The 25524-nt window shown below is 36.8% G+C and carries 27 protein-coding genes, 1 pseudogene and 1 riboswitch; of the genes and pseudogenes, 19 read left to right on the forward strand and 9 right to left on the reverse strand.

Annotated elements, in window-relative coordinates:
• Positions 1–244: 244 nt before the first annotated feature.
• The gene (locus SLH51_RS11210) at positions 245–1246 is read right to left on the reverse strand and encodes a DUF3231 family protein (protein ID WP_335961347.1); all 1002 of its coding nucleotides are present in this window, start codon (positions 1244–1246) and stop codon (positions 245–247) included.
• A 222-nt stretch (positions 1247–1468) separates the two neighbouring features.
• On the opposite strand from SLH51_RS11210, the gene ssuE reads away from it, so the two are divergent.
• Both ssuE and SLH51_RS11220 read left to right on the forward strand, forming a co-directional pair.
• On the forward strand, positions 1469–2011 hold the full coding sequence (gene ssuE, locus SLH51_RS11215; RefSeq protein WP_335961348.1) for an NADPH-dependent FMN reductase: 543 nt from the start codon (positions 1469–1471) through the stop codon (positions 2009–2011).
• Positions 2012–2142: 131 nt separating this feature from the next.
• Complete coding sequence (locus SLH51_RS11220) at positions 2143–2454, forward strand: hypothetical protein (protein ID WP_335961349.1); 312 nt, start codon at positions 2143–2145, stop codon at positions 2452–2454.
• 85 nt (positions 2455–2539) lie between these two features.
• Here SLH51_RS11220 and SLH51_RS11225 read toward each other — a convergent pair whose 3' ends face one another.
• Positions 2540–3517: a 2-hydroxyacid dehydrogenase gene (locus tag SLH51_RS11225; protein ID WP_335961350.1), complete on the reverse strand. Its 978-nt coding sequence runs from the start codon at positions 3515–3517 to the stop codon at positions 2540–2542.
• A 154-nt stretch (positions 3518–3671) separates the two neighbouring features.
• Positions 3672–3786, forward strand: a riboswitch (TPP riboswitch).
• Between the two features lie 133 nt (positions 3787–3919).
• Here SLH51_RS11225 and thiC point away from each other — a divergent pair.
• Positions 3920–5704, forward strand: a complete 1785-nt coding sequence (gene thiC, locus SLH51_RS11230; RefSeq protein ID WP_335961351.1) for a phosphomethylpyrimidine synthase ThiC — start codon at positions 3920–3922, stop codon at positions 5702–5704.
• Positions 5705–5727: 23 nt separating this feature from the next.
• Positions 5728–5895 (forward strand): serine protease, encoded by a 168-nt coding sequence (locus SLH51_RS11235; protein ID WP_335961352.1) that lies wholly within the window; start codon positions 5728–5730, stop codon positions 5893–5895.
• 312 nt (positions 5896–6207) lie between these two features.
• Here SLH51_RS11235 and adh read toward each other — a convergent pair whose 3' ends face one another.
• Entirely contained in the window at positions 6208–7725 is a 1518-nt protein-coding gene (adh, locus tag SLH51_RS11240) for an aldehyde dehydrogenase (protein WP_335961353.1), read from the reverse strand.
• 115 nt (positions 7726–7840) lie between these two features.
• Between adh and SLH51_RS11245 the strand changes: the two are divergent.
• The 9 genes and pseudogenes from SLH51_RS11245 to SLH51_RS11285 all read left to right on the forward strand — a co-directional run.
• Positions 7841–8377, forward strand: a pseudogene (locus tag SLH51_RS11245) (RNA-guided endonuclease InsQ/TnpB family protein); the annotation flags it as partial.
• Between the two features lie 243 nt (positions 8378–8620).
• Positions 8621–8962, forward strand: a complete 342-nt coding sequence (locus SLH51_RS11250) for a hypothetical protein (RefSeq protein WP_335961354.1) — start codon at positions 8621–8623, stop codon at positions 8960–8962.
• Between the two features lie 2 nt (positions 8963–8964).
• Positions 8965–9105 (forward strand): hypothetical protein, encoded by a 141-nt coding sequence (locus SLH51_RS11255; protein WP_335961355.1) that lies wholly within the window; start codon positions 8965–8967, stop codon positions 9103–9105.
• Between the two features lie 393 nt (positions 9106–9498).
• On the forward strand, positions 9499–10029 hold the full coding sequence (locus tag SLH51_RS11260; RefSeq protein ID WP_335961356.1) for an RNA polymerase sigma factor: 531 nt from the start codon (positions 9499–9501) through the stop codon (positions 10027–10029).
• Positions 10026–10949, forward strand: a complete 924-nt coding sequence (locus SLH51_RS11265; protein ID WP_335961357.1) for a hypothetical protein — start codon at positions 10026–10028, stop codon at positions 10947–10949. The genes SLH51_RS11260 and SLH51_RS11265 overlap by 4 nt, the downstream gene beginning before the upstream one ends.
• Positions 10950–11073: 124 nt before the next feature.
• Positions 11074–12861, forward strand: coding sequence for an oligoendopeptidase F (pepF, locus tag SLH51_RS11270; protein WP_335961358.1), 1788 nt, complete (start codon positions 11074–11076; stop codon positions 12859–12861).
• Between the two features lie 239 nt (positions 12862–13100).
• Positions 13101–13400, forward strand: coding sequence for a hypothetical protein (locus SLH51_RS11275; protein WP_335961359.1), 300 nt, complete (start codon positions 13101–13103; stop codon positions 13398–13400).
• A gap of 186 nt (positions 13401–13586) precedes the next feature.
• Entirely contained in the window at positions 13587–13691 is a 105-nt protein-coding gene (locus SLH51_RS11280) for a YjcZ family sporulation protein (RefSeq protein WP_335961360.1), read from the forward strand.
• Between the two features lie 159 nt (positions 13692–13850).
• Complete coding sequence (locus SLH51_RS11285; RefSeq protein WP_335961361.1) at positions 13851–14480, forward strand: LysE family transporter; 630 nt, start codon at positions 13851–13853, stop codon at positions 14478–14480.
• On the opposite strand, the gene SLH51_RS11290 is transcribed toward SLH51_RS11285, so the two are convergent.
• Positions 14464–15834 (reverse strand): amino acid permease, encoded by a 1371-nt coding sequence (locus tag SLH51_RS11290; RefSeq protein WP_335961362.1) that lies wholly within the window; start codon positions 15832–15834, stop codon positions 14464–14466. The genes SLH51_RS11285 and SLH51_RS11290 overlap by 17 nt on opposite strands.
• 165 nt (positions 15835–15999) lie before the next feature.
• On the opposite strand from SLH51_RS11290, the gene SLH51_RS11295 reads away from it, so the two are divergent.
• A complete protein-coding gene (locus SLH51_RS11295) occupies positions 16000–16875 on the forward strand; it encodes a metal-dependent hydrolase (protein ID WP_335961363.1) in 876 nt (291 codons plus the stop codon).
• Positions 16876–16893: 18 nt separating this feature from the next.
• Here the strand turns inward: SLH51_RS11295 and SLH51_RS11300 are convergent, their stop codons facing one another.
• The 3 genes from SLH51_RS11300 to SLH51_RS11310 all read right to left on the reverse strand — a co-directional run bounded on the left by SLH51_RS11300 (position 16894) and on the right by SLH51_RS11310 (position 19306).
• A complete protein-coding gene (locus SLH51_RS11300) occupies positions 16894–17079 on the reverse strand; it encodes a hypothetical protein (RefSeq protein ID WP_335961364.1) in 186 nt (61 codons plus the stop codon).
• Between the two features lie 378 nt (positions 17080–17457).
• Positions 17458–18375 (reverse strand): MBL fold metallo-hydrolase, encoded by a 918-nt coding sequence (locus tag SLH51_RS11305; RefSeq protein ID WP_390183797.1) that lies wholly within the window; start codon positions 18373–18375, stop codon positions 17458–17460.
• A 52-nt stretch (positions 18376–18427) separates the two neighbouring features.
• Positions 18428–19306, reverse strand: a complete 879-nt coding sequence (locus SLH51_RS11310) for a dimethylarginine dimethylaminohydrolase family protein (RefSeq protein WP_335961366.1) — start codon at positions 19304–19306, stop codon at positions 18428–18430.
• 210 nt (positions 19307–19516) lie between these two features.
• Here SLH51_RS11310 and SLH51_RS11315 point away from each other — a divergent pair, with 210 nt between their 5' ends.
• Entirely contained in the window at positions 19517–19888 is a 372-nt protein-coding gene (locus SLH51_RS11315; protein ID WP_335961367.1) for a hypothetical protein, read from the forward strand.
• 115 nt (positions 19889–20003) lie between these two features.
• Positions 20004–20759 (forward strand): exodeoxyribonuclease III, encoded by a 756-nt coding sequence (locus tag SLH51_RS11320; protein WP_335961368.1) that lies wholly within the window; start codon positions 20004–20006, stop codon positions 20757–20759.
• Positions 20760–20821: 62 nt separating this feature from the next.
• Here the strand turns inward: SLH51_RS11320 and SLH51_RS11325 are convergent, their stop codons facing one another.
• Complete coding sequence (locus SLH51_RS11325; RefSeq protein ID WP_335961369.1) at positions 20822–21640, reverse strand: Cof-type HAD-IIB family hydrolase; 819 nt, start codon at positions 21638–21640, stop codon at positions 20822–20824.
• A gap of 194 nt (positions 21641–21834) precedes the next feature.
• Here SLH51_RS11325 and SLH51_RS11330 point away from each other — a divergent pair, with 194 nt between their 5' ends.
• A complete protein-coding gene (locus SLH51_RS11330) occupies positions 21835–22887 on the forward strand; it encodes an iron-containing alcohol dehydrogenase family protein (protein ID WP_335961370.1) in 1053 nt (350 codons plus the stop codon).
• Between the two features lie 87 nt (positions 22888–22974).
• Here the strand turns inward: SLH51_RS11330 and SLH51_RS11335 are convergent, their stop codons facing one another.
• Positions 22975–23145 (reverse strand): hypothetical protein, encoded by a 171-nt coding sequence (locus tag SLH51_RS11335; protein WP_335961371.1) that lies wholly within the window; start codon positions 23143–23145, stop codon positions 22975–22977.
• Between the two features lie 153 nt (positions 23146–23298).
• Between SLH51_RS11335 and SLH51_RS11340 the strand changes: the two genes are divergently transcribed.
• Together SLH51_RS11340 and SLH51_RS11345 are read left to right on the forward strand one after the other, a co-directional pair.
• A complete protein-coding gene (locus SLH51_RS11340) occupies positions 23299–23931 on the forward strand; it encodes an MOSC domain-containing protein (protein ID WP_335961372.1) in 633 nt (210 codons plus the stop codon).
• Positions 23932–24041: 110 nt separating this feature from the next.
• A complete protein-coding gene (locus SLH51_RS11345) occupies positions 24042–25514 on the forward strand; it encodes a phospholipase D family protein (RefSeq protein ID WP_335961373.1) in 1473 nt (490 codons plus the stop codon).
• Positions 25515–25524: the final 10 nt, after the last annotated feature.

Here is a 25524-nt window from a genome sequence, read left to right on the forward strand (position 1 = left end):
GTCCCAGAAAGGGATCAGTATTTTTTCTTGCTTCTAATATCGATGTGAATTGAGTCTGAGGAGGTAAGAGAAGCAACCAAGGTTTAATTGGATCTTTTCAAATATTCGCAACACATTTGGAAAAAGTGATTTTACAATATACACAAGTTTTTGTAGCATTTTATCTCCTCCTTATCATTAGCTTGATGTAAAAAGGGTGAAAGTATAATCGACTTTTATTGGTAAACGATACGTTCGTAATCTGTTACCTAGAAGATAATTGGTCTCGATCTGCTGCTTCTGGAGGTTGTTCCAACCATCCTTGATCGATCATTAAATTTGCTCCGTCTTCTAGATAAATACCGACATTCATTAGAAAACGGATGTACATGGTGCCAATATCGTGTCTTCCGCTAACGGATAAGGCATTTCCGTTAGATCTGATCTTCATTGAAAACATGTCAATTTTATGTTGTAACATTAATTTATCTGAGAAAGGTGAATCGGTTGAGTTTGTTACTAAGTGATCCAGCAGTGGTTGAGAAGGTAAATCCTCTTTATGAAGTTGCTGGGAGCATGCATCAATATGTTTCTTTGTAATGTCTCTTCCTCTGACAAGGTATTCTCTAACTGGTTTTTTTTGGGCTACTTGGCTAAATCCTATTAAGAGGGTGTGACTTGTTACATTGCTTTGAATGATATCATAAAGATGCGCAATTTCTAACGCATTGAGTGATCTCACATTTCCTAAAAACCCAGTTAAATAACTTCTCTTTGTTACAAAATCTACTTTTGTTGGGATAGGAATATAGGGTGGCTTCTGTATAAAGCCTTTATTAGTTAATACATCATTAACTTGATTCATTAGTTTAGCAGTGGAAGTAAGACAATAAGTGAAAAATTCTCTAATATCTGCTCTCACCATTAAAGGAACAGCTACTCCGTAGATACTCATTCCTGCTTTACAAGCGTATTTTAAATAATGAAGATAAAATTCATCCATGAACAACTTAGGAGCTCCTAAGTTGACATCTTTCTTAGTGAACCCAAGTGGAATAGGGAAATTCTCGTTAATAAAGATCCCTTTGATTGTTTGTATAAATTCATCACTTAAATTTAAAGCACTCTCAAGAACAATTTTAATATGTTCGTCCTCAACGTGCTGAAGATAATAACTTAGAACATATTTAGACATGGTATTCCCCATATAAGTTGCCCAAAGTTTCCCAAGTTCTGCTGATGTTAATTTTTCATGAGTTACAGACATGGATTGTACTCCTTACTTTTTTTAATAAGTTTCCCTTTTGACCTTTATTTGCGTCATCCAATATCAACCAAAAAAAATATGTTTCTTATGCAGAGTTATTTTAAGATGTAAAATTTGACACAAATTAGAGACTGAAATACAGTTAGTATTATAAGTTATCCCTAAGACTTCGAATGCTGACAAGGAGAAAGTGGGATTATAAGTACAGGAGTGTGATGGTGAATGGCAAAAATCGTAATTATTTCAGGTGGTCCTTCCAAAACAACAAGACTAAAAGGGATTATTGATTATGCTAATAATTTTCTTAGTGAAAAAGGCTTAACAGTTGAGGAGCTACATGTTATCGACATCCCAGCTGAAGATTTAATTTTAGCAAAATATAATAGTGAAGCGATTGTAGCTGCAAATGCAAAGGTGGAAGACGCGGATGCGGTTATCGTGGCAAGCCAAGTGTATAAAGCTTCGTTTACAGGAATTCTAAAAACATATTTAGATTTATTGCCGCAAAAAGGGTTGGAGAATAAGATCGTATTGCCTTTAATGCTAGGTGGGACAATTTCTCATTTATTAGCCATTGACTATAGTTTAAAGCCAGTTTTATCCTCACTCGGTGCACAAAACATGATTAAAGGTGTTTTTACATTAGATACTTGTATTGAGCGTGGGGAAGATGGAAGTACGACGATTGAGCAAGAAGCGAAAGATCGTTTAGAGAAAGCTTTCATTGATCTAACAACTGAATTAAAGAAACAATCCGTTTCATAATTAAGAAATGACGAACTTGCTCATCAAAGTTCGTCTTTTTTGTTTTTTTGTTAAAAGTAAATGACGTTTTACACATATTCAGGTCAATTAAAGGCACAAACTAAGGAAAATAAGAAAGGAGCGAGGTCAAAATGCCGATTTATAATAGCAACACAGGAGCTAGTTCAGGTAGTCAACAGTTTCCTCTTCTCGGTCTTTTTCATACTGATTCAGAATCAGTAAAAGATGCTCATGATGCATATGATGTTTACGTGAATGAAGAATATGTTGGAAAGAAAATTCTAATTACGGAATCAGAAGAAGTGGAAGATGTTGTTGATTTCTTAAAAAAACAAGGTGTACAAAATATCTCTGCTGATTTAAACGGCGATCACTATGTAATAAGAACTAAAGATGAAGATCACGTTAAACACATACTTGATACGTATTTGCAGAATCGGTAATAAAGCCCTGCTATGACAAAGGCCATAGCAGGGGTTTACAGCAAGTCTTTATATACTTACTCTTTGAGTATATGAAGACTTTATCTTATATAGGCCACAATTCTTCGTTTATTAAACTTGGCGCCTTCTTCCGACTTAGTCCAGCATGTAAGTTCTTTGCTGCGAGCTTTGACATGTTAAACTCGCATTCGGTCGTTGATGACCCGATATGAGGAAGTGTGACGATGTTTTTCAATTGAAGCAATGGGTTATTTGGGTTCGTCGGCTCCTGTTCAAATACATCAACCCCTGCTGCATGAATATCTCCGTTTTTAAGAGCATGATAAAGTGCATCTTCGTCAACATTTTTCCCGCGGGAACCATTAATAAAGATCGCAGTCTTCTTCATTTTCTTAAATTCAGCTGCACTCATCATTTTGTATGTGTCGTTCGTTGCCGGAACCATTAAGCAAACGAAATCGGATTGATTTAGAAGGTCGTCAAGCTCACAATAAGTAGCTTTATACTGTTGTTCGACTTCTATGTTCCTTGAACGATTATGATAAAGAATGTCCATTCCAAAACCAAAATGGGCTCTTTGCGCTATAGCACGACCGATATTGCCCATTCCAATGATTCCTAATGTTTTATGATGTACATCGACACCATATTGGTCTGGTTGAAGCGAGATATCCCACTTTCCAGCTTTAACGACATGATCCAATTCTGGGATTCGTCTCGCTGTAGAAAGCAGCAGTCCAAATATGGCATCTGCCGTCGTATCATCAAGAACACCTGGTGTATTGGTAGCCATAATCTTGCGTTTCGTTAGCTCTTTAATATCTAAATTATCATAGCCAACGGATACATTCGAAACAATTTTTAGGTTGGGTGCTAAATCTAATAATTCTTTGTTTACTTTCAAGGCAAGACCAATAATTCCATCGGTTTCTTTTAAGGCTTGATCAAACGCTCGATTTCCTATGTATTCATGGTTTTGGAAGCTAGTTAGGTCATAGTTTTTTTCTAACTCTTTAATTACGCGATCATCTACGCGCATATACACAAGTATTTTGGGTTTCATATGATACACCTTTCTGTGAGTTGTAATCATTCATTAAACAGTACCATATAATTTTGAATGTCACCAATGTTGACTTAGGCATTTAGAGCTAATTCCCAAAAAAGTATTTGATTATTCTTTCCTTTCCTATATACTTATAACGAAAACTAATTTAATAGATAACTAGGGGAGTCCAATAAGCTGGGCTGAGAAACAAGAGCGTGAAAGATTGTTGACCCTTTGGACCTGATCTGGCTCATACCAGCGTGGGGAAGTTTAGAATGTTTCATTATGATCATACTTCTTTCATTTAGCCGGGTCCAACCATTTACTTTGGTTCCCGGCTTTTTACGTATCTTCATACTTCCTTCTTTTTATGTTCACAGATCTCGTCCTTTCTATTTTAAAAAAGGAGAGATTTTCATGTCCACACCATCATTGAACGAGAAAAACATTTCCATTATGTCTAGCTTTTCTGGTAGTAAAAAAGTCTATGTCGAAGGATCAAGACCTGACATCCGAGTGCCTATGCGTGAAATTGAACTAAGTCCGACTACTGGTACTGTCGGTGAAGAGGAAAATCCTCCAGTACGTGTCTATGACACAAGTGGTCCGTATACCGATCATCATTATGAAGTTGATATTACAAAAGGGCTTCCTGCTTTGCGGAGTACGTGGATTAAAGAACGTGCAGACGTCCAAGAGTATCAAGGTCGTGAGATTAAGCCTGAAGATAATGGATACATAAACGAAGATGATCCGCGTGCGAATGATAACGTGTTTCCTCGTTTAAAGCGTATGCCATTACGAGCCAAGCAAGGAAAAAATGTGACACAACTTCATTATGCGAAAAAAGGGATTGTTACGCCTGAAATGGAGTTTATTGCAATTAGAGAAAACCTCGACCCAGAATTTGTTCGTGATGAAGTTGCGAAAGGGAGAGCAATTATTCCTGCAAATATTAATCATCCAGAAACAGAACCAATGATTATCGGGCGTAATTTCCACGTGAAAATTAATGCGAATATTGGGAATTCTGCGGTAACTTCCTCCATTGAAGAAGAAGTTGAAAAAATGACATGGGCGACTCGTTGGGGTGCAGATACGATGATGGATCTATCAACGGGGAAAAACATACATACAACTAGAGAGTGGATCATTCGAAACTCAGCAGTTCCAGTAGGCACCGTGCCTCTATATCAAGCATTAGAAAAAGTAAAAGGAGTTGCTGAAGATCTAACGTGGGAAGTGTATCGTGATACATTAATTGAGCAGGCTGAACAAGGTGTCGATTACTTTACCATTCATGCGGGAGTACTCCTTCGCTATGTTCCATTAACAGCAAAGCGTCTAACAGGTATTGTGTCGCGAGGTGGGTCAATTATGGCTCAGTGGTGTTTATTTCATCATCAAGAGAATTTCTTATATACTCACTTTGAAGAAATTTGTGAAATCATGAAAGCATATGATATTTCCTTTTCTTTAGGAGATGGTCTTCGTCCTGGGTCAATTGCAGATGCAAATGATGAAGCACAATTTGCAGAGTTAGAAACACTAGGTGAACTTACAAAGTTAGCGTGGGAGCATGATGTTCAAGTAATGGTCGAAGGACCAGGACATGTGCCAATGCATTTAATTAAAGAAAACATGGATAAGCAGCTTGAAATATGTCATGAAGCTCCATTTTACACGTTAGGCCCATTAACAACAGACATTGCACCAGGTTATGATCATATTACTTCGGCGATCGGTGCAGCGATGATTGGCTGGTTTGGTACAGCAATGCTTTGTTATGTGACACCGAAAGAACATTTAGGTTTGCCAAATCGTGATGATGTCCGTGAAGGAGTTATTACGTACAAAATTGCTGCACATGCAGCTGACTTAGCGAAAGGTCATCCAGGAGCACGTGTCCGTGATGATGCTTTGTCGAAAGCTCGATTTGAATTCCGCTGGAGAGATCAATTTAATTTAGCGTTAGACCCAGAGCGTGCAATTGAATACCATGATGAAACATTGCCAGCAGAAGGAGCAAAAACAGCTCATTTTTGCTCAATGTGTGGTCCGAAGTTTTGTAGTATGAGAATTTCTCATGACATCAGACAGTATGCAAAAGAAAACAAACTGGAGTCAAGTGAAGCCATTGCAAAAGGAATGCAAGAAAAGGCAGAGCAGTTTAAGAAATCTGGAGGAACGATCTATCAGTAAGCAGCTTATAGGAGGTTTTACCGATGAAGGTCAATGATATCCAAGAGAAGATTCATCAGTTACAAGACCAATTGAATTATTGGGAAAATCACTTAAAAGATGTTCAAAATGACTGCAATCACGACTATCAAGAGGATTCATTTTATAAAAAATGCATAAGATGCCAGAAGATAGAGGCTATCTACTATTAAAATGTAGGACTTTATTTAAATCTATTTGCTAACTTTTGACACATATAGAGATAAAAACCACAAGCGTAGAACTATGCTTGTGGTTTATTCAATTCCTCTCGTTCTTCATTAGTAAAAAACCTCGATCTTGTTAAAAACCTTTTTCCTTCAGGTTTTTTTATCAAAAGTAGTGCGAGCATAATTGCGATGGCTCCGCACGCCGTGCGCCTTTTGAGAAGGTCGCTCAAAAGGCTTAAAACATAACGTCGGCTGCGCTCATCGCTTCGACTAAGCACAAAAAAGGTCAAAGACCGACCTTTTTTGTGCTTAGTCTTAAAAGAATCCTAGTGAATCGGAGCTGTAGCTTACTAGCATATTTTTTGTTTGTTGATAGTGTGTTAGCATCATTTTGTGGTTTTCTCGGCCAATTCCTGAATTTTTATAGCCGCCAAAGGCTGCGTGGGCAGGATAGGCGTGGTAGCAGTTCGTCCAAACGCGGCCAGCTTCGATGTCACGTCCAAAGCGATAAGCGTTGTTGATGTTTCGTGTCCAAACTCCAGCACCTAAACCATATAATGTATCGTTTGCAATCGATAGTGCTTCTTCTTCTTCTTTAAAGGTGGTGACAGAAACAACAGGACCAAAGATTTCTTCTTGGAAAATACGCATCTTATTGTTGCCTTTAAATACAGTTGGTTTAATATAGTAACCGTTTTGGAATCCTTCGATCGTATTTCTAGAGCCGCCTGTGAGGCAGGATGCACCTTCTTGTTTTCCAATATCTAAGTAAGACAAGATCTTTTCCATTTGCTCATTTGATGCTTGTGCCCCCATCATTGTTGATGTATCAAGAGGATTTCCTGTTTTGATTTCATTTACTCTTGCAAGGGCTCTTTCCATAAATTCATCGTAAATTGATTCATCAATTAAAGCACGTGAAGGGCATGTACAAACTTCTCCCTGGTTTAATGCAAATAGGACAAAACCTTCGATAGCCTTATTTAAAAAAGCATCATCATAATCCATCACATCTTTGAAAAAGATATTTGGTGATTTTCCACCTAATTCTAGCGTGACAGGTATGATGTTTTGGGAAGCGTATTGCATGATAAGTCGACCTGTAGTAGTCTCCCCCGTAAACGCAACTTTGGCAATTCGTGAACTAGTTGCAAGCGGCTTACCTGCTTCAACCCCGAATCCGTTGACTACATTTAACACTCCTGATGGTAAGAGATCTTCAATTAGTTCGACTAAGACCATTATCGAAGTGGGTGTTTGTTCGGCCGGCTTTAAGACAATGCAGTTTCCGGCAGCAAGGGCAGGAGCAATTTTCCAAACGGCCATTAGGATTGGGAAGTTCCAAGGGATAATTTGCCCCACCACACCGAGTGGTTCATGAAAATGGTAGGCAACAGTATCGTCATCAAGCTGGCTTAGTGATCCTTCTTGAGCACGAATCGCTCCGGCAAAATAGCGGAAATGATCAATGGCAAGCGGGAGATCGGCATTTAGTGTTTCACGAATTGCTTTTCCGTTGTCCCAAGTTTCAGCAACAGCAAGCATTTCTAAATTTACTTCAATGCGATCAGCTATTTTATTTAAGATATTTGCTCTTTCGGCGGGAGAGGTTTTCCCCCATGACTGTTTTGCACCATGCGCTGCTGTAATTGCTAATTCAACATCGTCTTTCGTTGAACGAGCAACTTCACAAAAAACGTCTCCAGTAACGGGTGTCACATTTTCAAAATATTGTCCTTCAATGGGAGCAACCCATTCACCATTAATATAATTTTCATATCGTCTTTTAAAGGATACTTTTGTATGCGGTGTACCTGGTTGATCATAAATCATTATAATTTCCTCTCCTCTAACAAATAGTATAAAACGTTTACATTAAAAGATATTAAATGATCTACTATATTATTCCAGTTTGCTAGTTTCTAGTGAAGATTATTTTAATCATTATTTGGTTAAGAGTGCTAATTGGATTAACATGAAGCAACATAGAGAGTTTCTTATTGAAAATAAAATCAAGTCATGCACGATTTCCATGACTTCATCGGGAAAATACTACATTTCAATTTTGACTGAATATAAAAAAGAGATAAAGAAGAAAGAAATTCAACAGGTTGTTGGATTAGATTTTGCGATGGATGGTCTATTTGTCGATAGCGAAACAGGTAAGAAAGCCAATTACCCACGTTTCTATCGTCAAATACTTGGTAAATTAGCAGTCGAACAAAGAAAATTATCTCGCAAGAAGAAAGGCTCTTCAAATTGGAACAAGCAGCGCATTCGAGTAGCTAAACTACAAGAGAAAGTGGCGAACCAACGAAAAAACTTTCTACATCATCAATCAAAATAATTAGCAACAAACTATGATGCCGTTATCATTGAGGACTTAGATATGAGAGGAATGTCACAAGCACTCAAATTTGGTAAACGTGTAGCTGACAATGGTTGGGGCATGTTCACAGCTTTCTTGCACTACAAACTAAAAGATTATTGAGGTAGAGAGTACGTTCTCGCTACTACTTTTGGTTTTGACGACGATCATTTTTACAGAAAGGCTCGGGTGAGGAATGCGGAGAATCAAAAGAATAATAATTTGTAAAGGACTTCCGGTTTATCCCATTTTGTAAAAATAATCTCATCATCTCAAAATAAATATAATACAATTGTTTAAGATAAACGATATCACATAAGCACTCTCTAAAACATACATTAGGTTAGGGGGTGTTTTTTTATGATGTATGGAAATAATGGAAATTATAGAAAGCCATTTCAACCTCCAAATCCAGCCAATAAGCAGGGGCCTATAAACACACCTTACTCCATACAAGATTTATTTAAAGGAAAAAATTTAGATCTAATTGCCGCAGCTTTATTATTATCAGGAAAGCTTAAAGTTGATAGTGTTGAGTTATTTCGTGGTGCTCCAGCAGTCTCTGTAACATTACTCGGAAAATATATTACACCTAACAAGGAGAAACAGAATGCTTTAGCAGATTTTCTTGAAGAAAATGGAGATATGACTCTGGATGATGTATTTGAGGCCATGCAAAGGCGAATGGAGAAGGAGGATTAGGAATGGGGAAAAGTAAAACGGTTAACTGTAGTTCAAGCTTTGATGGGAAGGCTTTCACAGGTGGAATCATGCTTGCTATTTTACTTTTTTTGTTGATTTTTGGTTCAACTGATATTGAAGGATTAACTGATGCACCTGAATAAATGGAATAGATTATTTTATCATAGACATTAGACAATTAAATAAGATTTATTCTGTTTCCTTATAAATCGTAAGGAAATATTACATAAGATAGGTTATTACTTCGTGGTCAATCAGAAGAACAAAATCTTTCTAACACAATAGAACTGGATTTAGGTTACCGACATGATTAAAAAGCAACTATGATAGTGAGGAAAATGCGACTATACTATCATGTCAAAAGCATTTTAGAACTTCTACAAGCATATTCATAGAGATGAAGGGCTTAGCGCCGTTCTTGTAAGCATTGCATCCGTGATGCTTTTTTCTTTTTGTTATAAAATGAAACTTCTTGGTACAATGGTTCGTTTAATAAATATCGTAACAAGTTAAGTTGAATAACGGAGGGTACAAAAATGGAAGAACAATTAATCGAGCGGGCGAAACAAGGGGATGATGATGCCTTCCAGCAATTAATTGAACAGCACCTAAAAACCGTTGAGAAATTTGCATTTCAAATAGGGGTCTCCTCGACTCATATTGAAGATGTCACTCAAGAAGTATTTTTGAAAGTCTATCGTTTTATTCACAAGCATAATAGAGGGAAATTTACGACATGGCTCTATTCAATTACATTAAATGTGATTCGTGATTTTTATCGAAAAGAAAAGCAAATGAAGCGCAAAACAATTGAATTACAAAAGTATGCTACTCAACAGACATATATTCAGGATCACTTTGATGAGGAAGCTAGAGAGCTTCATCAAATGATTCATCGACTTGAGGATAAATATAAAATCCCAATCGTTCTTCATTTTTTCCATGGGCAAAACTATCAAGAGATTGCGAATGTGTTAGGTGTGACAGAAGGAGCAATCAAAACAAGAGTTTTACGTGCGAAACAAAAGCTAAAGGCGGAGTATGAAAAAGTAGGTGAGCAACTATGAATGAGAGAGATTTTGAAAAAACGTTAGAACGATTAAATAGTCATTATGAAGATATGCCAACTCAATCTTCTACTACAAAAATAATGGCAAACATCAAAAAGAGTAAAAAGCGTAAGTGGAATTGGGCAAGGTCTTATCAAAAATGGCAAGTAGCTGCTTTAATCATTGTGATGGTTGGAATTGGATACGTGTTAGGAGCTAGCCAATTCATGAACCAGCCTGAAATAGCAATGGAAGAGACAGCCATAGGTGATACAACTGCTGATTCTGCTGGAACGATGGAAAGCGCAAGTTTTTCAACGAAGCAGGCAGAGCCTTTTGGGGAGGAAGAAGAAGCCGCTGCAGAATCTGGTGAAGAGATTAACATATTAAGATCAGAAGATGTAATTGACGATTCATTTCCTATTACAATCACAGATGAAGAAGGAAATGAAGTCGAGAAACAAGTAAAGGTATTAGAAGATAAACAATTTTCGTTTTCGACGTATTATGATGCCAACTTTCATGTAGAAGAAGTAGTAAGCGGGGATGGGCGTTCGATTCAGATTTATGCTGATTATGGAGAAGGACTAGTTGAACTAGCTTTGTTTGAAATCTTTCAATTTGAGAGTGCCATGAGTTATGACGATCAAGTGGAAGCATATCGTATGATGATGACTGAGTCAGGTTATATAGAACTTGAGTCAAATGACTATCTACTTGGTATTGGTATTCCTGGTCAAGCTGTACAAGAGTTTTTATTTCAAAAAGATGATGTGAACATACATGTTGCACCAGTTCAACATGGTGAAGAGTATTTGTTCTTTAAAACAAGTACGGTAACAAATAAAAATTCTGAGATGATTGAATACATGGAAGGGTTTAATAGAGAACTTACTGTAATATTAAATCGAGATTATTTTAAGTGGATCTATAATTAACCTTATTGTTGGAGGCAGCTATGAAACATGGCTAGCCTCTTTTCTTTTGGTTCTTACTTTCAAATGTAGTAACATATACCTTGTAAGGTAGTACATACCATAGAGCTGAAGGGAGTTTGGTAAAATGACAACGTATAAATCAAGAAAAGATGTCCCGGTAAGTGAAACGTGGAATTTAGCTGATATTTATGAAGAGCTGTCACAATGGGAAGCAGATTTACAGTCGGTAGAAGAGCGTACCCAGAAGTTGAAAGCGTTTGATGGTAACATAAACGATGCACAATCTTTATATGACTATTTAATTTTAAGTGAGGAAACAGGTTATACGTACAAGAAATTGTATGTATATACGATGTTTCAGGTAGATCTAGATACAAGAGACACGAAAGCACAATCCTTGCAGGATCGTGCCAAGCAGCTTGGCGTAAAACTTAGTTCAGCAACCTCCTTCTTTATGCCATTTTTACTCAGTCTAGATGAGAGTACGTTGAAAGGGTATATCAAGGAAGTAAAAGGTCTTACGTACTTTGAAGAAGATTTATTAGAATCTTATCGTTACAAAAAACATGTGTTGCCAAAAGAAAAAGAAGAAGTATTATCTGAACTTGGCGAGGCGCTCTCTGCTCCTAGTAACACATTTGGCATGATTAATAATGCAGATATCAAATTTGGTGACGTGACAACAAAAGACGGGGAAACAGTAGAACTTACAAGGGGAATGTACTCTAAATTAATTGAAGATGACAATCGAGAAGTGCGTCAAGAAGCTTATAAAGCGTATTATAAGCCTTATGTCCAATTAAATAACACAATCGCATCTACTTTATCTTCTGCTATTAAAAACAATGTAACATTGTCAAAAATGCGTCATTATCCGTCAGCATTAGAAAAGTCACTTTTTTCGGATATGGTTCCAAAAGAAGTGTACGACAATCTTATTGAAGCGACAAAGGCAAATATTGAACCGTTGCACAGATATACGAAAATCCGAAAGCAAACACTCGGACTTGATGAGCTTCGTCAGTATGATTTAAATGTACCGCTTGTAAAAGATGTGAAAGAAGAGATTTCATTTGATGAAGCGTATGAAACAATGTTAAAAAGCTTGGCACCACTTGGCGAAGAGTATGTAGAAACACTGAAAGGCTTTAAAGAAAAACGTTATTTTGATGTGCGAGAAACACCTGGAAAAAGATCGGGTGCGTATAATTTAGGACTTTACGGTGTTCATCCATTTGTTTTATTAAATCATCAAGATGATTTAGATAGCTTGTTTACACTCGTACATGAATGTGGGCATGCGATGCACTCATGGTATTCATCTAACCACCAACCACAAATTTCAGCAGGTTATTCGATCTTTGTGGCAGAAGTAGCATCAACCGTTAATGAAGTCCTACTCATCCGCTATTTATTAAAGCATACAGAAGATGAGAAAATGAAAAAGCACTTACTTAATCATTTTATTGATAGCTTTAGAGGAACTCTCTTCACACAAGTAATGTTTTCTGAGTTTGAAAAGATTACACATGAAAAAGCAGAGAAAGGTGAACCATTAAATGCCGAGGTCTTTAATGAGGTGTATGAAACGATCTTTAGAGAGTTTAACGGAGATGAAATTGTGTTTGATGAGGAAGTAAAATACGGTTGGTCAAGAATCCCGCATTTTTACCGTCCTTTTTATGTTTATAAATATGCAACAGGCTATGCATCAGCCATTCAGATTGCCGATCAGCTCTTAGAAGGGAAGCCAGAAACACTTGAGAACTACTTGACCTTTTTAAAGAGTGGGAGTTCTGATTATCCGTTGGAGTTATTACAAGCAACAGGTGTTGATCTGACAAAGCCTGAGCCCATTCGAAATGCACTTGCTATATTTGGTGAGTTAGTCGATGAGTTTTCTAACTTATAATAATGTTTGACCTACACATTTGAGCGTGTAGGTCTTATTTACGTAGAAACAAGTCTTGTTTTGATGTATGTTTTTTCGACTAGAATCGCATCTTAAAGTAAGAGAATGATTTTTCAACCATTAAGCAATGAGCGGGACTATTTCACCTATATTTGGATATATAACAAAGCTAATAGAAGAAAAAAAGAAATCACTAAAAATTTAATTTCACGTACCAAAATGAATTGGAGGAATTAAAATTGCAAATTTATTTTTCACCGGAGTTTATGAAAGATGATGCACAAGTATTAAATATAGTTACCGACTCGAATAAACCGGTTGGGTATATGGCCTTTCTTATGGAAGAAGATAAAAAGATGATGTATGTTTATGGCCAGCTGCAGGAAGAAGGGGTGTATGAGGATTTTAAAGACCTCGTCAAGCCTTATTTACAAGGATTGAAAAAACTCAAGCCTGAGCTAGAGGTTTATTCGTACTTGTCAGTTGGGGGTAAAAAGGTTGAGTTAGAGGAAGAGGATGAATCAAAGAAAGAGAAGTAATTCTATTCTACATGAGCCTGTTTCATTTCATCTCTAAAGTGTTTTCGTATAATGATATTTTTTCATTTTCATAAAGGGAGCTCTATTATTTTTTTGAAAATACTGTAAAGAGCCCAAACGAAATTCAAAATTATACATACGATAAGATTGTAAGAAAACACAGACTTTATGAGGAGATGATTTTTCATGTCAGGAACTGCAGGACATTGCGGAGGTTTTGCGTTATTAGTTGTTCTATTTATCTTATTAGTAATTATCGGTGCTAGCTGGTGTGGCGGATACGGTTATTAATAAGTAAGAAGCTGGCTCATATCGAGTCAGCTTTTTTCGTTATTAAAATTCTTTAGCTTATTTAAATTCATTCTTCAGTGGTAAGAATGTGCATTTCTTCATATGAATGTACAAGCGGTTGGGTTGTCCAACTTACATTATTCATTGGAGGATGAATGTATGAGCGTGTTTTTAGGCTATATTATTTTAGGGTTGAGTTTAGCTGCACCGATTGGTCCAGTGAATGCAGCTCAATTAGATCGAGGCATAAAAAATGGTTTTTTTCATGCTTGGTTAGTGGGATTAGGCGCCACTGTTGCAGACGCCTTGTATATGCTGCTAGTGTTCGTGGGGATTGTACAGTTTATTGAAATTCCTATCATTCAAACCTTTCTTTGGATTTTCGGATTTTTTGTATTGGTTTATACTGGAATTGAAAGCGTTTCGGGTGCTGGCAGAATTTCTGTTGACAATACAAGGAACAAAAGTGAATCGCATATAAAATCATTTTTCTCAGGTTTTTTTATGTCACTTTTTAATCCGCTTACGATTCTTTTTTGGTTAGGTATCTTTGGCTCCATTTTAGCCAAGACCGTAACTACATATGGAACTGGTCAAGTTATTTTGTATAGTGCGGCTATTTTTATTGGAATTACAGTATGGGATTTAATAATGGCTACATTCGCAAGTACGTTACGTAAATATTTGACAAATCGACTCTTAACGATTGTATCCATTGTTTCTGGTTTTTCTCTTATTGGTTTTGGTGTATATTTTGGAATTCAAGCTTTGCTTATTTTAATTTCGTAAACAGAGAAGGATTATCAGGTGGTTGATCGTCCTTTTCTTTTTTCCAAAAATGTCGCATGATTAATGTCACAATAGCGACAATTATGACAAAAAGCAGACTAATATAAAAACCAGGACGACTTGTATGATGAAATAAAGTGCCCCCAACTCCTAATAGTACCAAAATAAAGCCCATAGCCCGTTTTACTTTATCCATTGTTGTAAGCTCAAGCAATCGGCCGTATGAACCGAGAATAAATAGCCAGTTATATAACAACATGATTCCAGCTGCAGTTGTGACATATTCATATAAGCGACCAGGGATAGCAATCGCTAAAATGATGGATACAACCATCCCAGCTGTTGTTAAGCCGATCGCTGGCAAGGCAATTTGTTTGCCAACTCTTTTTGCAAAAAGACTGGGAGCATCCTTGTCTTCAGCTAAGGTTACAAGAATTCGAATGACAGCAAACAACGAGGCGACCATTGTTGAAAAGCCAGCAATGATAAATACAGCATTAAAGAAATGGTTGACGTAAGGAATATTGAAAGCGTTAAGAGCAGTAACGAAAGGGCTCTGTTCTGTTGTAATGTTATTCCACGAAACCATCAGTAGAGCAAGTCCCACAGAAGTAATATAAATAATAGCTAAAACGGTCAGCATCACTTTTCCTGATTTTGGAGCGTCATTCATATCTTTTAATCGAATGGCGAGTAAACCCATAATTTCGATACCGGCAAATCCGTAAAATCCATAAATGAACGCCGGTAACAACCCCTTTACTCCGTTTGGTAGAATAGAGTCGTATGTTCTTGGAACAGGTATGGTTTCATCAGCTTGTCCGAAAAGTCCAAAGAGAGCAAGAATGGCAAGAATGATAAACATGACGATCGCGGCGATTTTTAATACGGCCAAAAGATTCTCGACGCGGTCAAAACTCTTTGTCCCAACTAATATAACAAGAATGCCCAGTGCTGCATAAACACATGCAAAGACCCATAATGGGACGTTGGGGAACCAAAAGCGAGTAAAAATCGATAGAGCGGTCATTTGACTACCCATAATAAGCATTTCAGAGAGCCAATAGACCCAACCACTACTAAATCCTGCCCAGCGTCCATACGCAGTTTTTGCGTAAGATCGAAAGGAACCTTTTTCAGGATGGTTGATCGTCATTTTCGCGAGTGCCTCAAAAACGAAATAAGTTCCGATTGCCGCAAAAGCAAAGGCTAAGAGCACAGAAGGTCCTGCCATGTCAATTGCAATACTTGAGCCTAGAAAGAAACCTGTACCAATCGTTCCAGCTACACCTAATAGCGAGAGTTCCCACCATCTTAATGGCTTCTCAGCTTGCTCAGCTGCTTTTGTTTTCATTCTCATCACTCCTCATTTCGAAGTTATTGTTCGGAAAAATCCAGTTGTTTATGTAATGAAACAATCACAATTTATGGGAATCAACATAATAAAGGCTTATTATTTTGCATTTTTCTATGTGGACGATATGATAAAATTGTAAATAACTTTTAGGACTGAGGATTCTTGGATACAATTACGCACACCTTATTTGGCTTAACAACCTACGGAGCAATAAATAAAAATGAAATGAACGAAAAAACAAAAAGGGCTCTTTTGTTTTCATCATTAGTTGGCAGTCAAATTCCTGATATTGACGTCATCGCGAATGTAACAGAAACAGGTAGAATTATGGAGCAAATGTGGCATAGAGGGTTGACGCATTCCTTTTTCTTAGTTCCTATGTGGGCTCTTATTATTTATGCAATTGCTTTTCTAATTTGGAAGCGGAAGGATAAATTGATCTTTTTTATCGCATGTTTAAATGTCTTTATACATAATGCATCAGATGCATTAAATGCATGGGGAACAGGGGTATTTGAGCCTTTTTCACAAGTTAGAGTGACATTCGGGGTCATTCCGATTGTCGATTTTGTTATTTGGGTTGCCATATTATTAGGTTTTCTAATCATACGGGTAAAAAAGGAAATCCTCAGGCATAAAATTTGGCGTATAGTCTGGTGCTTCATCCTCATATATGTTGCCGTGCAAAGCATTCAAGGCTATATCATACTTAATGAGGCGAATGAGGGATATGAACAGGTAGCGCTGTCGGCAAGCTTTGTTCCTAGTCAATTTACAGTGATAGGGAAGAAGGAGCAGACGATTAACCTGTATAGTGCAAATATTTGGAGTAAAAACCGTTTACTTGAGACGGTTATCTCTAGTGAAGAGGCTAGTCTGGAGCCTTTATTTGAGAAAAATCCTAAAGCTGTTGTATTAATGGAGTGGGCACCTTTTGTTGTAGTCGTGGAAACTGATGAGAGGCTAGGCGTGTACGATCCGCGTTTTTTACGAAACGGAGAATCTTTTCTGTTTGAGTATATTACCTTAACTGAGTGACTAGAGTGACTGCCATCGTCACTCTTTCTTTCTATACCCATCGTTATTATTTACTTGATTTTTTGTATAATGAACAATAATGGACATTAACTCTGCTTTGGATATGAAATCTCCGAATTCCTCTGTATACTTCTGTTGCAGTTTTTCTAAATGATGAAGTGAGCGTTTGCTTAGTCTGGAAAATTGTTTGTCTGTAAAATCCATTTGAAATCTCCTTTCTATTCAAAACCTATATATTATATGAAGTCATTCAAGAAATTGTGCTAGGTAGGAAGAAAAAAATTTCAAGGATTAGCAAAAGCTAACCTTCTATTGGTGAAATAACGGAAGTTAACATAATCCCGGTTCCTTCTCCTTTTAATTATGGGAGTCGACAGGGAAAGTCATTTACTGTGTTAATCGACGCTATGATTAACTGACGTTAAAGAGTTCGAGAACGTGAAAACTTATTGTTCTCAATCGATTCCAATTTGTTTAACACTCATGTAAGTGCGGATTAAAAGGAAGTAAGAAATAAAAGTAAGACCTAGGGTGATTTGCACTAATGCGAATTCATCCTGGGTCTATTCTTGCGTGTGGGGTTTAGCTGAATTTCGTTTCTCCGATCTTCATGATCGTTAGCTTGTTAGAAGATATCTCCTTACGTTGCCACTCTATTTGCAGTCGTTTTAAAGCCTCGGGACCTGTGTCCATGGATAGGCGGTATGTTCCATAGTGCATCGGAACAAAATTTCGTGCTTGAAGATCGAGGAAGGCCTGTACAGCCATTTCGGGATTAATATGTTGCAGGCCTGATAACCATTCAGGTTCATAATCGCCTATAGGCATAAATACGGTATCTATACAAAAACGTTGACCAATTTCTTTGAACCCTCTAAAATACCCAGTATCACCAACGAAATGAAAGGTCTGTTCCATTGATTGGATGATCCATCCACCCCAATGTGTCATGTTTTTGTCAAAGAGGTTTCGTCTACTCCAGTGCTGTGCAGGAACGAAATGAAGAGTGATTCCTTTGTATTGAAAATAGTCCCACCAATTTGCTTCATGTACGTTTTTAAATCCTTTCATTAGAAAGCGTGTTTTTAAGCCAAAGGGAACATAGTAGTGGGGATCTCCTTTTAATTTTTTTAAGGAAGGGAATTCGAGGTGGTCAAAATGAGAGTGAGAAATAAGAACAAGATCAATATTTGGTAATTGATTAATGGCAATGCCTGGTGGTACTAAGCGTTTTTCAAGCCCCATCCAATTTGCGAATACCGGATCTGTTAAGATATTTAGTCCGTTTAACTGAATGAGAAAGGTCGAATGCCCAATCCATGTGTATGTTGTTTGTGATCGGTTTTGTTGCAACTGTGTACTATTATTATGTTCACTGACCGATATTAAACTCGTTAAATCTTTGCCAGAATTACGGATTTTAAAATAATGAATGAGTTGACGAAGGGTAACTTTGTTTTTCTCAATGTTATCTAAGTTCCGAAATGGTTTCCTAAAGATTTCTCTCACTCCCTTGTTCGAGGTATAGGGAAATCAAGAAGTGTAGCTTACACTACACCTCTTTGTCACTCAAGTCTCCCTCTCTTAAGACGGGAAGAGTGCAACACCTGAAAGATCCACCTGACTTAATAATTTCAGTAATGTCAACTTCGATAACCTCGTAGCCTCTTTCACGTAATTGCTCATTAACATTCGTGTTAACAGGAAGACTGAAGACTTTTTTGTTTCCGATTGATAGTACATTTGTACCAAGTGTAAACTGTTCTTCTTTCGTCACCTCCATTAAATTAAATCGAGAAGATAAGAAGTCAATTTCTTTCTGCTTTAAAGCCCCTGGATAAATAAGTGCATCTGTTGGAGATAAAATATTAAAAACACAATCTAAATGCAAGTACTTCTCTGTAAAAGGAACCGTTACAACCTCATTGTGTGGTAAGATGCTTTGTAAATGATTGATTGCGTTTTTATTGGTTCGATTACTTACTCCAACATACATGGTTTCGCCATCAACAATGACATCACCACCTTCAATCATATCTCCGAGTAAATTATAATAAGAAATTCCTTCTTGTTTTAACCAACCTTTTAGAACTTCTTCTTCGCCTTGTCTTACTTTGTTCGCCATTTCGGCTGCGAACATAACATGACCAAAGGTGAACCCGATATCACGTGTGAACACTTGCTCAGGAAACATTTTTAATGCGGGTAACAGGACCACATCTACATCATGCTCTTTTAAAGCTTGCACAAATTTCTTATGTTGAGCCATGGCAAGTTCAATGTGAATCCCTTCATCTTTAAACTTCTTTTGCGTTTCATTAATGACATCGCGGATGGTCATATATTCAGGCTTACATAAAATAACTTGTTTCAAAACATCATATTCAGATCGTGCAAATGGTTTTTGTGGTTGTTTAGAGAAAATAGACATTCATTATCCTCCAGTTTCGTATTCAGTCGTCATCTGAAATAGTTTTCCCAGTAGTAGCAAAAATATATAAGCTATTGCATCACACTTTTTAGGTTACAGGAAAAAAATATTAGCAGCAAGTTTGTTATAATTGGAATGGATGTTTTAAGTGCCTTTGAAACGATCATAATGAAAAAAGTCACCAATTTTCTTGATATATAAGGAGGACATGTGGAACAACTTATCAACTTTTTGGAAACGCAACCTACATGGCTGTTTCTTATTGGTGTTGTCATTGTCGTGTTTTTTCTCATTTCGTTACTGAAAACAGTAGTTAAGTTCGCTGTGATCTTACTTGTTGTGAGCATCGGAGCTGTCGTTTTATTTGATATTGCACCAGAAGTTCTTACTGAAATAGGAGTGGATTCTGTTAAACGAGGAACTGTTATTGTCCAAGAAAAAGTAATTCCGATGATTTCAGCAGGATATCTTGGCGAGTTGTTCGAACAAAATGATTCAGTAAATGATTTATTTGAGCAGCTTGAATTAGATGTTCATACTGAAAAGGATGCGATAGCGGATATGCTCGAGGAGAACAAGTGATTTTTTTGTAAAATAAACCGGACGTGAATTCGTTCGGTTTATTTTCATTTACCGTAATTAAGTTCTTTAGTAAGATGAATAATAAAGCGAATGAATAAAGGAGTACTCTTAAATTATGAAACTAGTTTCTTGGAACGTAAATGGTATTAGAGCATGTGTAACAAAAGGTTTTTTAGATTATTTTGAGGAAATGAATGCAGATGTATTTTGTTTACAGGAAACAAAATGTCAGGAAGGTCAAATTGATTTGCCATTGGAAGGGTATTTTCAGTATTGGAATTATGCAGAACGTAAAGGGTATTCAGGTACGGCTGTGTTTACGAAGAAAGAACCATTGTCTGTTCAGTTTGGAGTAGGTGAATATTTTCCTGAGAACGAAGGGCGTGTAATTACGCTAGAATTTGAAACATTTTATCTTGTTACAGTTTATACACCAAATTCAAAGAGAGACTTATCCAGACTTGAATATCGACTTGAATGGGAGCATCAGTTTAGGAAGTATTTGCAGCAATTAGAAGAAAAAAAGCCTGTTATTGCCTGCGGAGATTTGAACGTGGCCCATCAGGAAATTGATCTAAAAAATCCAAAATCAAATCAAAAAAATTCAGGTTTCACAATAGAAGAGCGTAGTGAAATGACGAAATTACTTGCTGCTGGTTTCGTAGATTCTTATCGCTATTTTTACCCGAAAGACGAAGGGTGCTATACATGGTGGTCTTATATGAACAAAGTGAGAGAGCGCAATATTGGATGGAGAATTGACTATTTTATCGTATCAGAACAACTAAAAGACGTACTTATGGATGCGCACATTCATTCTGAGGTAATGGGAAGTGATCATTGTCCAGTTGTATTAGATATTGATCTTTAAATGCAGGAAAGAGGTGGGGGTGCCACGAAAAGCTAACGATACTTTTCGTGGCACCTTGCTTTTTATACAGATGCTTTTGCTAGCACAAACTTTTCAATAACTTTTGCAACACCATCATTCATATTCGTGTCTGTTACATAGTCGGCCATTTCTTTAATATCATCAGGAGCATTGCCCATGGCAACTCCAAGACCAGCAAATTCAATCATCGCAAGGTCATTATAGCTGTCTCCCATTGCGATCACTTCTTCACGTGTAATGCCTAGAGATTCAATAAGAGAGTTTAAACTCGACCCTTTCGTTACCCCTTTCTCGAGGAATTCTAAAAAGTAAGGCTTTGAGCGCATAATACTTAAAGAGCCATCAAATTCATCTTGAAGTCGCTGTTCAACTTTTACAAGCTTCTCTGGATCTTCACACATTAACACTTTTACAACAGGTTCTGTTACTGTTTGAACAAAGCTTGTAATATGTTTTACTGGCAAACCAGTGAGTCTTCCTTCCGTTTTTGTATATTGATTCTCTATTTCCGTTACAATTTCATCTTCGACATATGTATGGATGTAGACCCCTTCTTGCTTGCTTAATTCATATAAACGATGAGCAACTTCTGGTTGAAGAGTACTACTGAACTGTTCTTCTTTTGTTTTGTAATTAATGATTTTTGCACCATTATAAGAAAGTATAAAACTACCGTATTCATGTAATAAAAGGTCTTCTGCAATAGCGTTCATCCCTTTAGTTGGGCGACCAGAAGCTAAAACGACTTTTACCCCTTCTTGCTGGGCTGCCATTAGTGCTGTTTTTGTCCGTGTAGAAATGGTATGGTCATCTCGAAGCAATGTGTCATCTAAATCAAGTACAATCATTTTATATGCCATGTTTTTAGTTCCTTTCTGAAAAAAGAATATAGATCAACTATAAAGCAAAAACAACTAGGAGACTAGTTAAAATATCACTTTTAAAAATGAAGAAAGGTAAACTGTATGAGGAGCTATAGTAAACATTGACGTATGTGTATAGGTACGTTATCAATAGTATATGTATAACTTCTTGATGAGTGGGGTGCCATAAAATGGACAATCAATTAACAAGCATATCAATTCCTACAATTTTAGAAATAGGTGAAGGGGTTTTAACAAAATTAGAAAGTTTTTTATTGGAGCATAAGTTACGTGAAGTTGTAATCTATTTTGATGATTTTTCATATGAACAATTCAGTAAACAACTGCAAGAGTCGTTTAAAATGGTTCGTCTTATCGCTATCAATATATCACCGTCAATGGATATACATGACCTTCTTTCAAAGGCATTTGAACTTGGAAATGTTGATGCAGTTATTTCAATTGGTGGAGGGGCTGTAGTAGACTACGGGAAGTATATATCTTACATAAGGAAACTGCCATTTATTAGTATGCCGACATCTGCCTCAAATGATGGGTTTGCCAGCAGCAATTGTTCGATTCATGTGAACGGGAAGAAAACAACGGTACCGGCAAAAGTACCTTTTGGAGTGATTGTTGATTTATCGATCATTAAACAAGCACCAAATCGCTTTATTTTTGCTGGTATTGGAGACTTAATGTCTAATATAACAGCATTGTATGACTGGGAGTATGAGAATCAAAAAGGAGTAAGTACGATTAACGCATTTGCTGCAATGATAAGTAAAAAAGCAGTAAATAGTTTTGTACGTACTCCGATGGAAGATATAAAGGCTACGATATTTTTGAAAGAATTGGTTAGTTCGATGACGATGGGGGGCATTGCTACAGTCATTAGTGGAAATAGTGCTCCGATCAGTGGGTCAGAACATCTTCTTTCTCATGCATTAGATCAAATTGCAAAAGAACCGCAAATGCATGGCATTCAAGTAGGGATTGCGACCTATATAATGGCCAAAGTTCAAAACCATCGCGCAGAGCGGATAACAAAAGTATTTGAAAGGACAGGGTTCTTTAAATACTGTTCAACTCTTCCTTTACGAAAAGACGAATATATCGAAGCAATTGATCTAGGCCCAACGATTAAGCCAAATCGTTATACATACTTACACAATAAACAATTTCAAATAGAAGCAAAGAGAGTAGTGAACGAAGACCCAATTCTTATTGATTTGTTTTCATGAGTAAGGAAAAAGTGACTCTAAATTGCCTGATTCTTTATGTATCATAATGATTAGAATAGGCAATTTACTTTGAGCCACGTAAGCCAATTACATCGAGCTTCGTTCAATGGCATTATCCCAATTAGGGAAATAATGCAGAGCACTTCTCATTAGTTCAGGGTGCGTTTTTTTTATCTTTTTCTTGTTCAGACTCTCGCCCTCAGCGCTTAATTGTTGGATTTCCATAATGACTTGTTCCGAACTCATAGTAACGTCCATATCGTAACCTCCTTGACAGATTTATTACAATATTCGCCTTAGAAAAATTATTTATACTCATACATAAACTTTTTTAATAAACTTATATTTGAAGGAGAACAAAAAGGAGTAATTAAGAAATTCTAATTTGGGTAATAAGGAGGATCTATTATTATGACTATTGGTACCATTATTTCACTCAATATAGGGCAAACAAAGAACATCTCTGATGAAGATGAAAAACAAATCGACTCCGCTATTTATAAACATTCAGTTTCTGACACTAGTTTGTATTTATCAACGACAAACCTTGAAGGCGATGAGCAAGCAGATTTAGTTAATCATGGAGGATCAGATAAAGCTGTTTGCGTATATCCATTCGAGCATTATTCATATTGGGAGAATAAGTTCGGTTTTGATCTTCCGATTGGAGCCTTTGGTGAAAATATCACCTTACGTGGGGTCCCTGAGTCCAAAGTATTTATTGGAGATACGTGGCAGTGGGGTGAAGCCATTGTTCAAGTTAGTCAACCGAGGCGACCTTGTTTCAAGGTGGCGAAACGACACGGAATTAAGAAATTACCTTTATATATTCAAGAAACAGGGTTTTCAGGCTATTATCTACGAGTGGTGAAGGAGGGCAATGTTTCAGGAAAAGATCCTTTTAGTCTTCTTAATCGAATGTCTGATGTATCGATTGAACATGTTAATCGAATTACATTTTATGACAAAGAGAATTACGAGGAAATCAAGAAGTTACTAAATCTGAAAGAACTTTCTGAAGCTTGGAAGGCGTCGCTAAAGTAATAACGTAGATTGTTTATCTTTTAACGAGGTAAAAACGATAGAATGTAACATATTATCGTATTAGTGTTGTTAAAGAGCTGTCATCTTGGAAATGAATAGGAGAGATGCGGATGCCTGAATTAGAAAAGAAGCCAATCCTGAATCGAACTCAAAACAAGTGGGTGTATTGGTTAAGCGTATGTTTGGCAATCGTCGTTTTTCTAGTCATCTTTGGTCTTTCGTATGTAAGAGTCACATCTCCTCCAGAAGGCATTTCATATGAAGGAGATGTGCATTTTATTGATGAAGTTGAATTCCTTACTGATAATACTTATGAGAAAAATGGTGAAGTGCATTATGAACAGGAAATTTTTGATCGTGTCTATGACATGATTGAGAGTGCTGAGAAATTCATTTTACTTGATATGTTCTTATTTAATGATGAATATGACCGTGAAATGGATTTTCAAGCTTTATCAGAAGAGTTAGCCAATACACTGATTGCAGCGAAAAAACGAAACGAAGAATTACACATAGTGGTCATTACTGATCGAATTAACACATTTTACGGGTCTTATCAATCTGATATTCATTCTAGCCTACAAGAGAATGGGATAACGGTTATTTATACGAATATGAAACCGTTACGTGACTCCAATCCGATTTATTCTTTAGCTTGGAGAAAAGTTGTTCAGTGGTTTGGTACTCCAGAAGGCGGCTGGCTTCCCAATCCGTTTAGCCCTGATTCAGATAAGGCAACCGTTCGTTCATATTTAGAACTGCTTAATTTTAAAGCGAATCACCGAAAAGTAATTGTTACAGAAAAACAAGGGATGGTCACTTCTGCCAATCCTCATGATGCAAGCAGCTTACACTCGAATATTGCCTTTTTATTTGATGGAGATATCTTAGAAGAGTTGATTGAAACAGAAGTGGCAGTCGCAAAGTTAGCGGGTTTTGATCTAAACGAGCTTATAAATTTTGATATAGAAACAAACTTTCCTTCAAACGGGCAATATGAAATACAGCTTTTAACTGAAGGGAAAATAAAAAAGCATCTAATACAAGAAGTTTCACAAACGATAGAGGGAGATCAGATATCAGTTGGGGCTTTTTATTTATCTGATCGAGACGTAATGAAGGAATTGCTTGCAGCCAGTAAGCGGAATGTTCGTGTGAGACTAATTCTGGATGCAAATAATGATGCATTTGGACGAGAAAAGAATGGAATCCCGAATCGTTCTGTAGCTTCAGAACTAATTAAGAAATCAAATTCTGATATTGAAATAAGATGGTATAAGACAAACGGAGAACAATACCATACAAAATTAGTCTACATTGATAAAGAGAAGAATGATGTCTTACTTGGTGGCTCAGCCAATTTTACAAAACGAAATCTAGCAGACTATAATTTAGAAACGAACGTAAAAATTACCGCTGATTCCACTACTGAAATGATGCAGGAAGTAAACGAATACTTCGAAACACTTTGGACAAACGACCAAGCGACTTACACAGCTGACTACGAAGAATTCGCGGATGAATCGTACGTGAATCAACTCATATACCGCTTCCAGGAATGGAGTGGAATGTCGACTTTTTAGAGAGTTAGAG

Source organism: Halalkalibacter kiskunsagensis (assembly GCF_037027555.1).
In the GTDB taxonomy this organism is placed as follows: domain Bacteria; phylum Bacillota; class Bacilli; order Bacillales; family Bacillaceae_D; genus Halalkalibacter; species Halalkalibacter kiskunsagensis.

Excerpts from the sequence above, each read along its gene's own strand:
- ssuE (WP_335961348.1), top strand. The coding sequence starts at position 1,469 with ATGGCAAAAATCGTAATTATTTCAGGTGGTCCTTCCAAAACAACAAGA.
- SLH51_RS11340 (WP_335961372.1), top strand. The coding sequence starts at position 23,299 with ATGACTATTGGTACCATTATTTCACTCAATATAGGGCAAACAAAGAAC.
- SLH51_RS11345 (WP_335961373.1), top strand. The coding sequence starts at position 24,042 with ATGCCTGAATTAGAAAAGAAGCCAATCCTGAATCGAACTCAAAACAAG.
- SLH51_RS11235 (WP_335961352.1), top strand. The coding sequence starts at position 5,728 with ATGAAGGTCAATGATATCCAAGAGAAGATTCATCAGTTACAAGACCAA.
- SLH51_RS11280 (WP_335961360.1), top strand. The coding sequence starts at position 13,587 with ATGTCAGGAACTGCAGGACATTGCGGAGGTTTTGCGTTATTAGTTGTT.
- SLH51_RS11225 (WP_335961350.1), bottom strand. The coding sequence starts at position 3,517 with ATGAAACCCAAAATACTTGTGTATATGCGCGTAGATGATCGCGTAATT.
- SLH51_RS11290 (WP_335961362.1), bottom strand. The coding sequence starts at position 15,834 with ATGAAAACAAAAGCAGCTGAGCAAGCTGAGAAGCCATTAAGATGGTGG.
- SLH51_RS11265 (WP_335961357.1), top strand. The coding sequence starts at position 10,026 with ATGAATGAGAGAGATTTTGAAAAAACGTTAGAACGATTAAATAGTCAT.
- SLH51_RS11250 (WP_335961354.1), top strand. The coding sequence starts at position 8,621 with ATGATGTATGGAAATAATGGAAATTATAGAAAGCCATTTCAACCTCCA.
- pepF (WP_335961358.1), top strand. The coding sequence starts at position 11,074 with ATGACAACGTATAAATCAAGAAAAGATGTCCCGGTAAGTGAAACGTGG.
- SLH51_RS11285 (WP_335961361.1), top strand. The coding sequence starts at position 13,851 with ATGAGCGTGTTTTTAGGCTATATTATTTTAGGGTTGAGTTTAGCTGCA.
- SLH51_RS11325 (WP_335961369.1), bottom strand. The coding sequence starts at position 21,640 with ATGGCATATAAAATGATTGTACTTGATTTAGATGACACATTGCTTCGA.
- thiC (WP_335961351.1), top strand. The coding sequence starts at position 3,920 with ATGTCCACACCATCATTGAACGAGAAAAACATTTCCATTATGTCTAGC.
- SLH51_RS11300 (WP_335961364.1), bottom strand. The coding sequence starts at position 17,079 with ATGGATTTTACAGACAAACAATTTTCCAGACTAAGCAAACGCTCACTT.
- SLH51_RS11220 (WP_335961349.1), top strand. The coding sequence starts at position 2,143 with ATGCCGATTTATAATAGCAACACAGGAGCTAGTTCAGGTAGTCAACAG.
- SLH51_RS11320 (WP_335961368.1), top strand. The coding sequence starts at position 20,004 with ATGAAACTAGTTTCTTGGAACGTAAATGGTATTAGAGCATGTGTAACA.
- SLH51_RS11255 (WP_335961355.1), top strand. The coding sequence starts at position 8,965 with ATGGGGAAAAGTAAAACGGTTAACTGTAGTTCAAGCTTTGATGGGAAG.
- SLH51_RS11330 (WP_335961370.1), top strand. The coding sequence starts at position 21,835 with ATGGACAATCAATTAACAAGCATATCAATTCCTACAATTTTAGAAATA.
- SLH51_RS11335 (WP_335961371.1), bottom strand. The coding sequence starts at position 23,145 with ATGGACGTTACTATGAGTTCGGAACAAGTCATTATGGAAATCCAACAA.
- SLH51_RS11210 (WP_335961347.1), bottom strand. The coding sequence starts at position 1,246 with ATGTCTGTAACTCATGAAAAATTAACATCAGCAGAACTTGGGAAACTT.
- SLH51_RS11260 (WP_335961356.1), top strand. The coding sequence starts at position 9,499 with ATGGAAGAACAATTAATCGAGCGGGCGAAACAAGGGGATGATGATGCC.
- adh (WP_335961353.1), bottom strand. The coding sequence starts at position 7,725 with ATGATTTATGATCAACCAGGTACACCGCATACAAAAGTATCCTTTAAA.
- SLH51_RS11310 (WP_335961366.1), bottom strand. The coding sequence starts at position 19,306 with ATGTCTATTTTCTCTAAACAACCACAAAAACCATTTGCACGATCTGAA.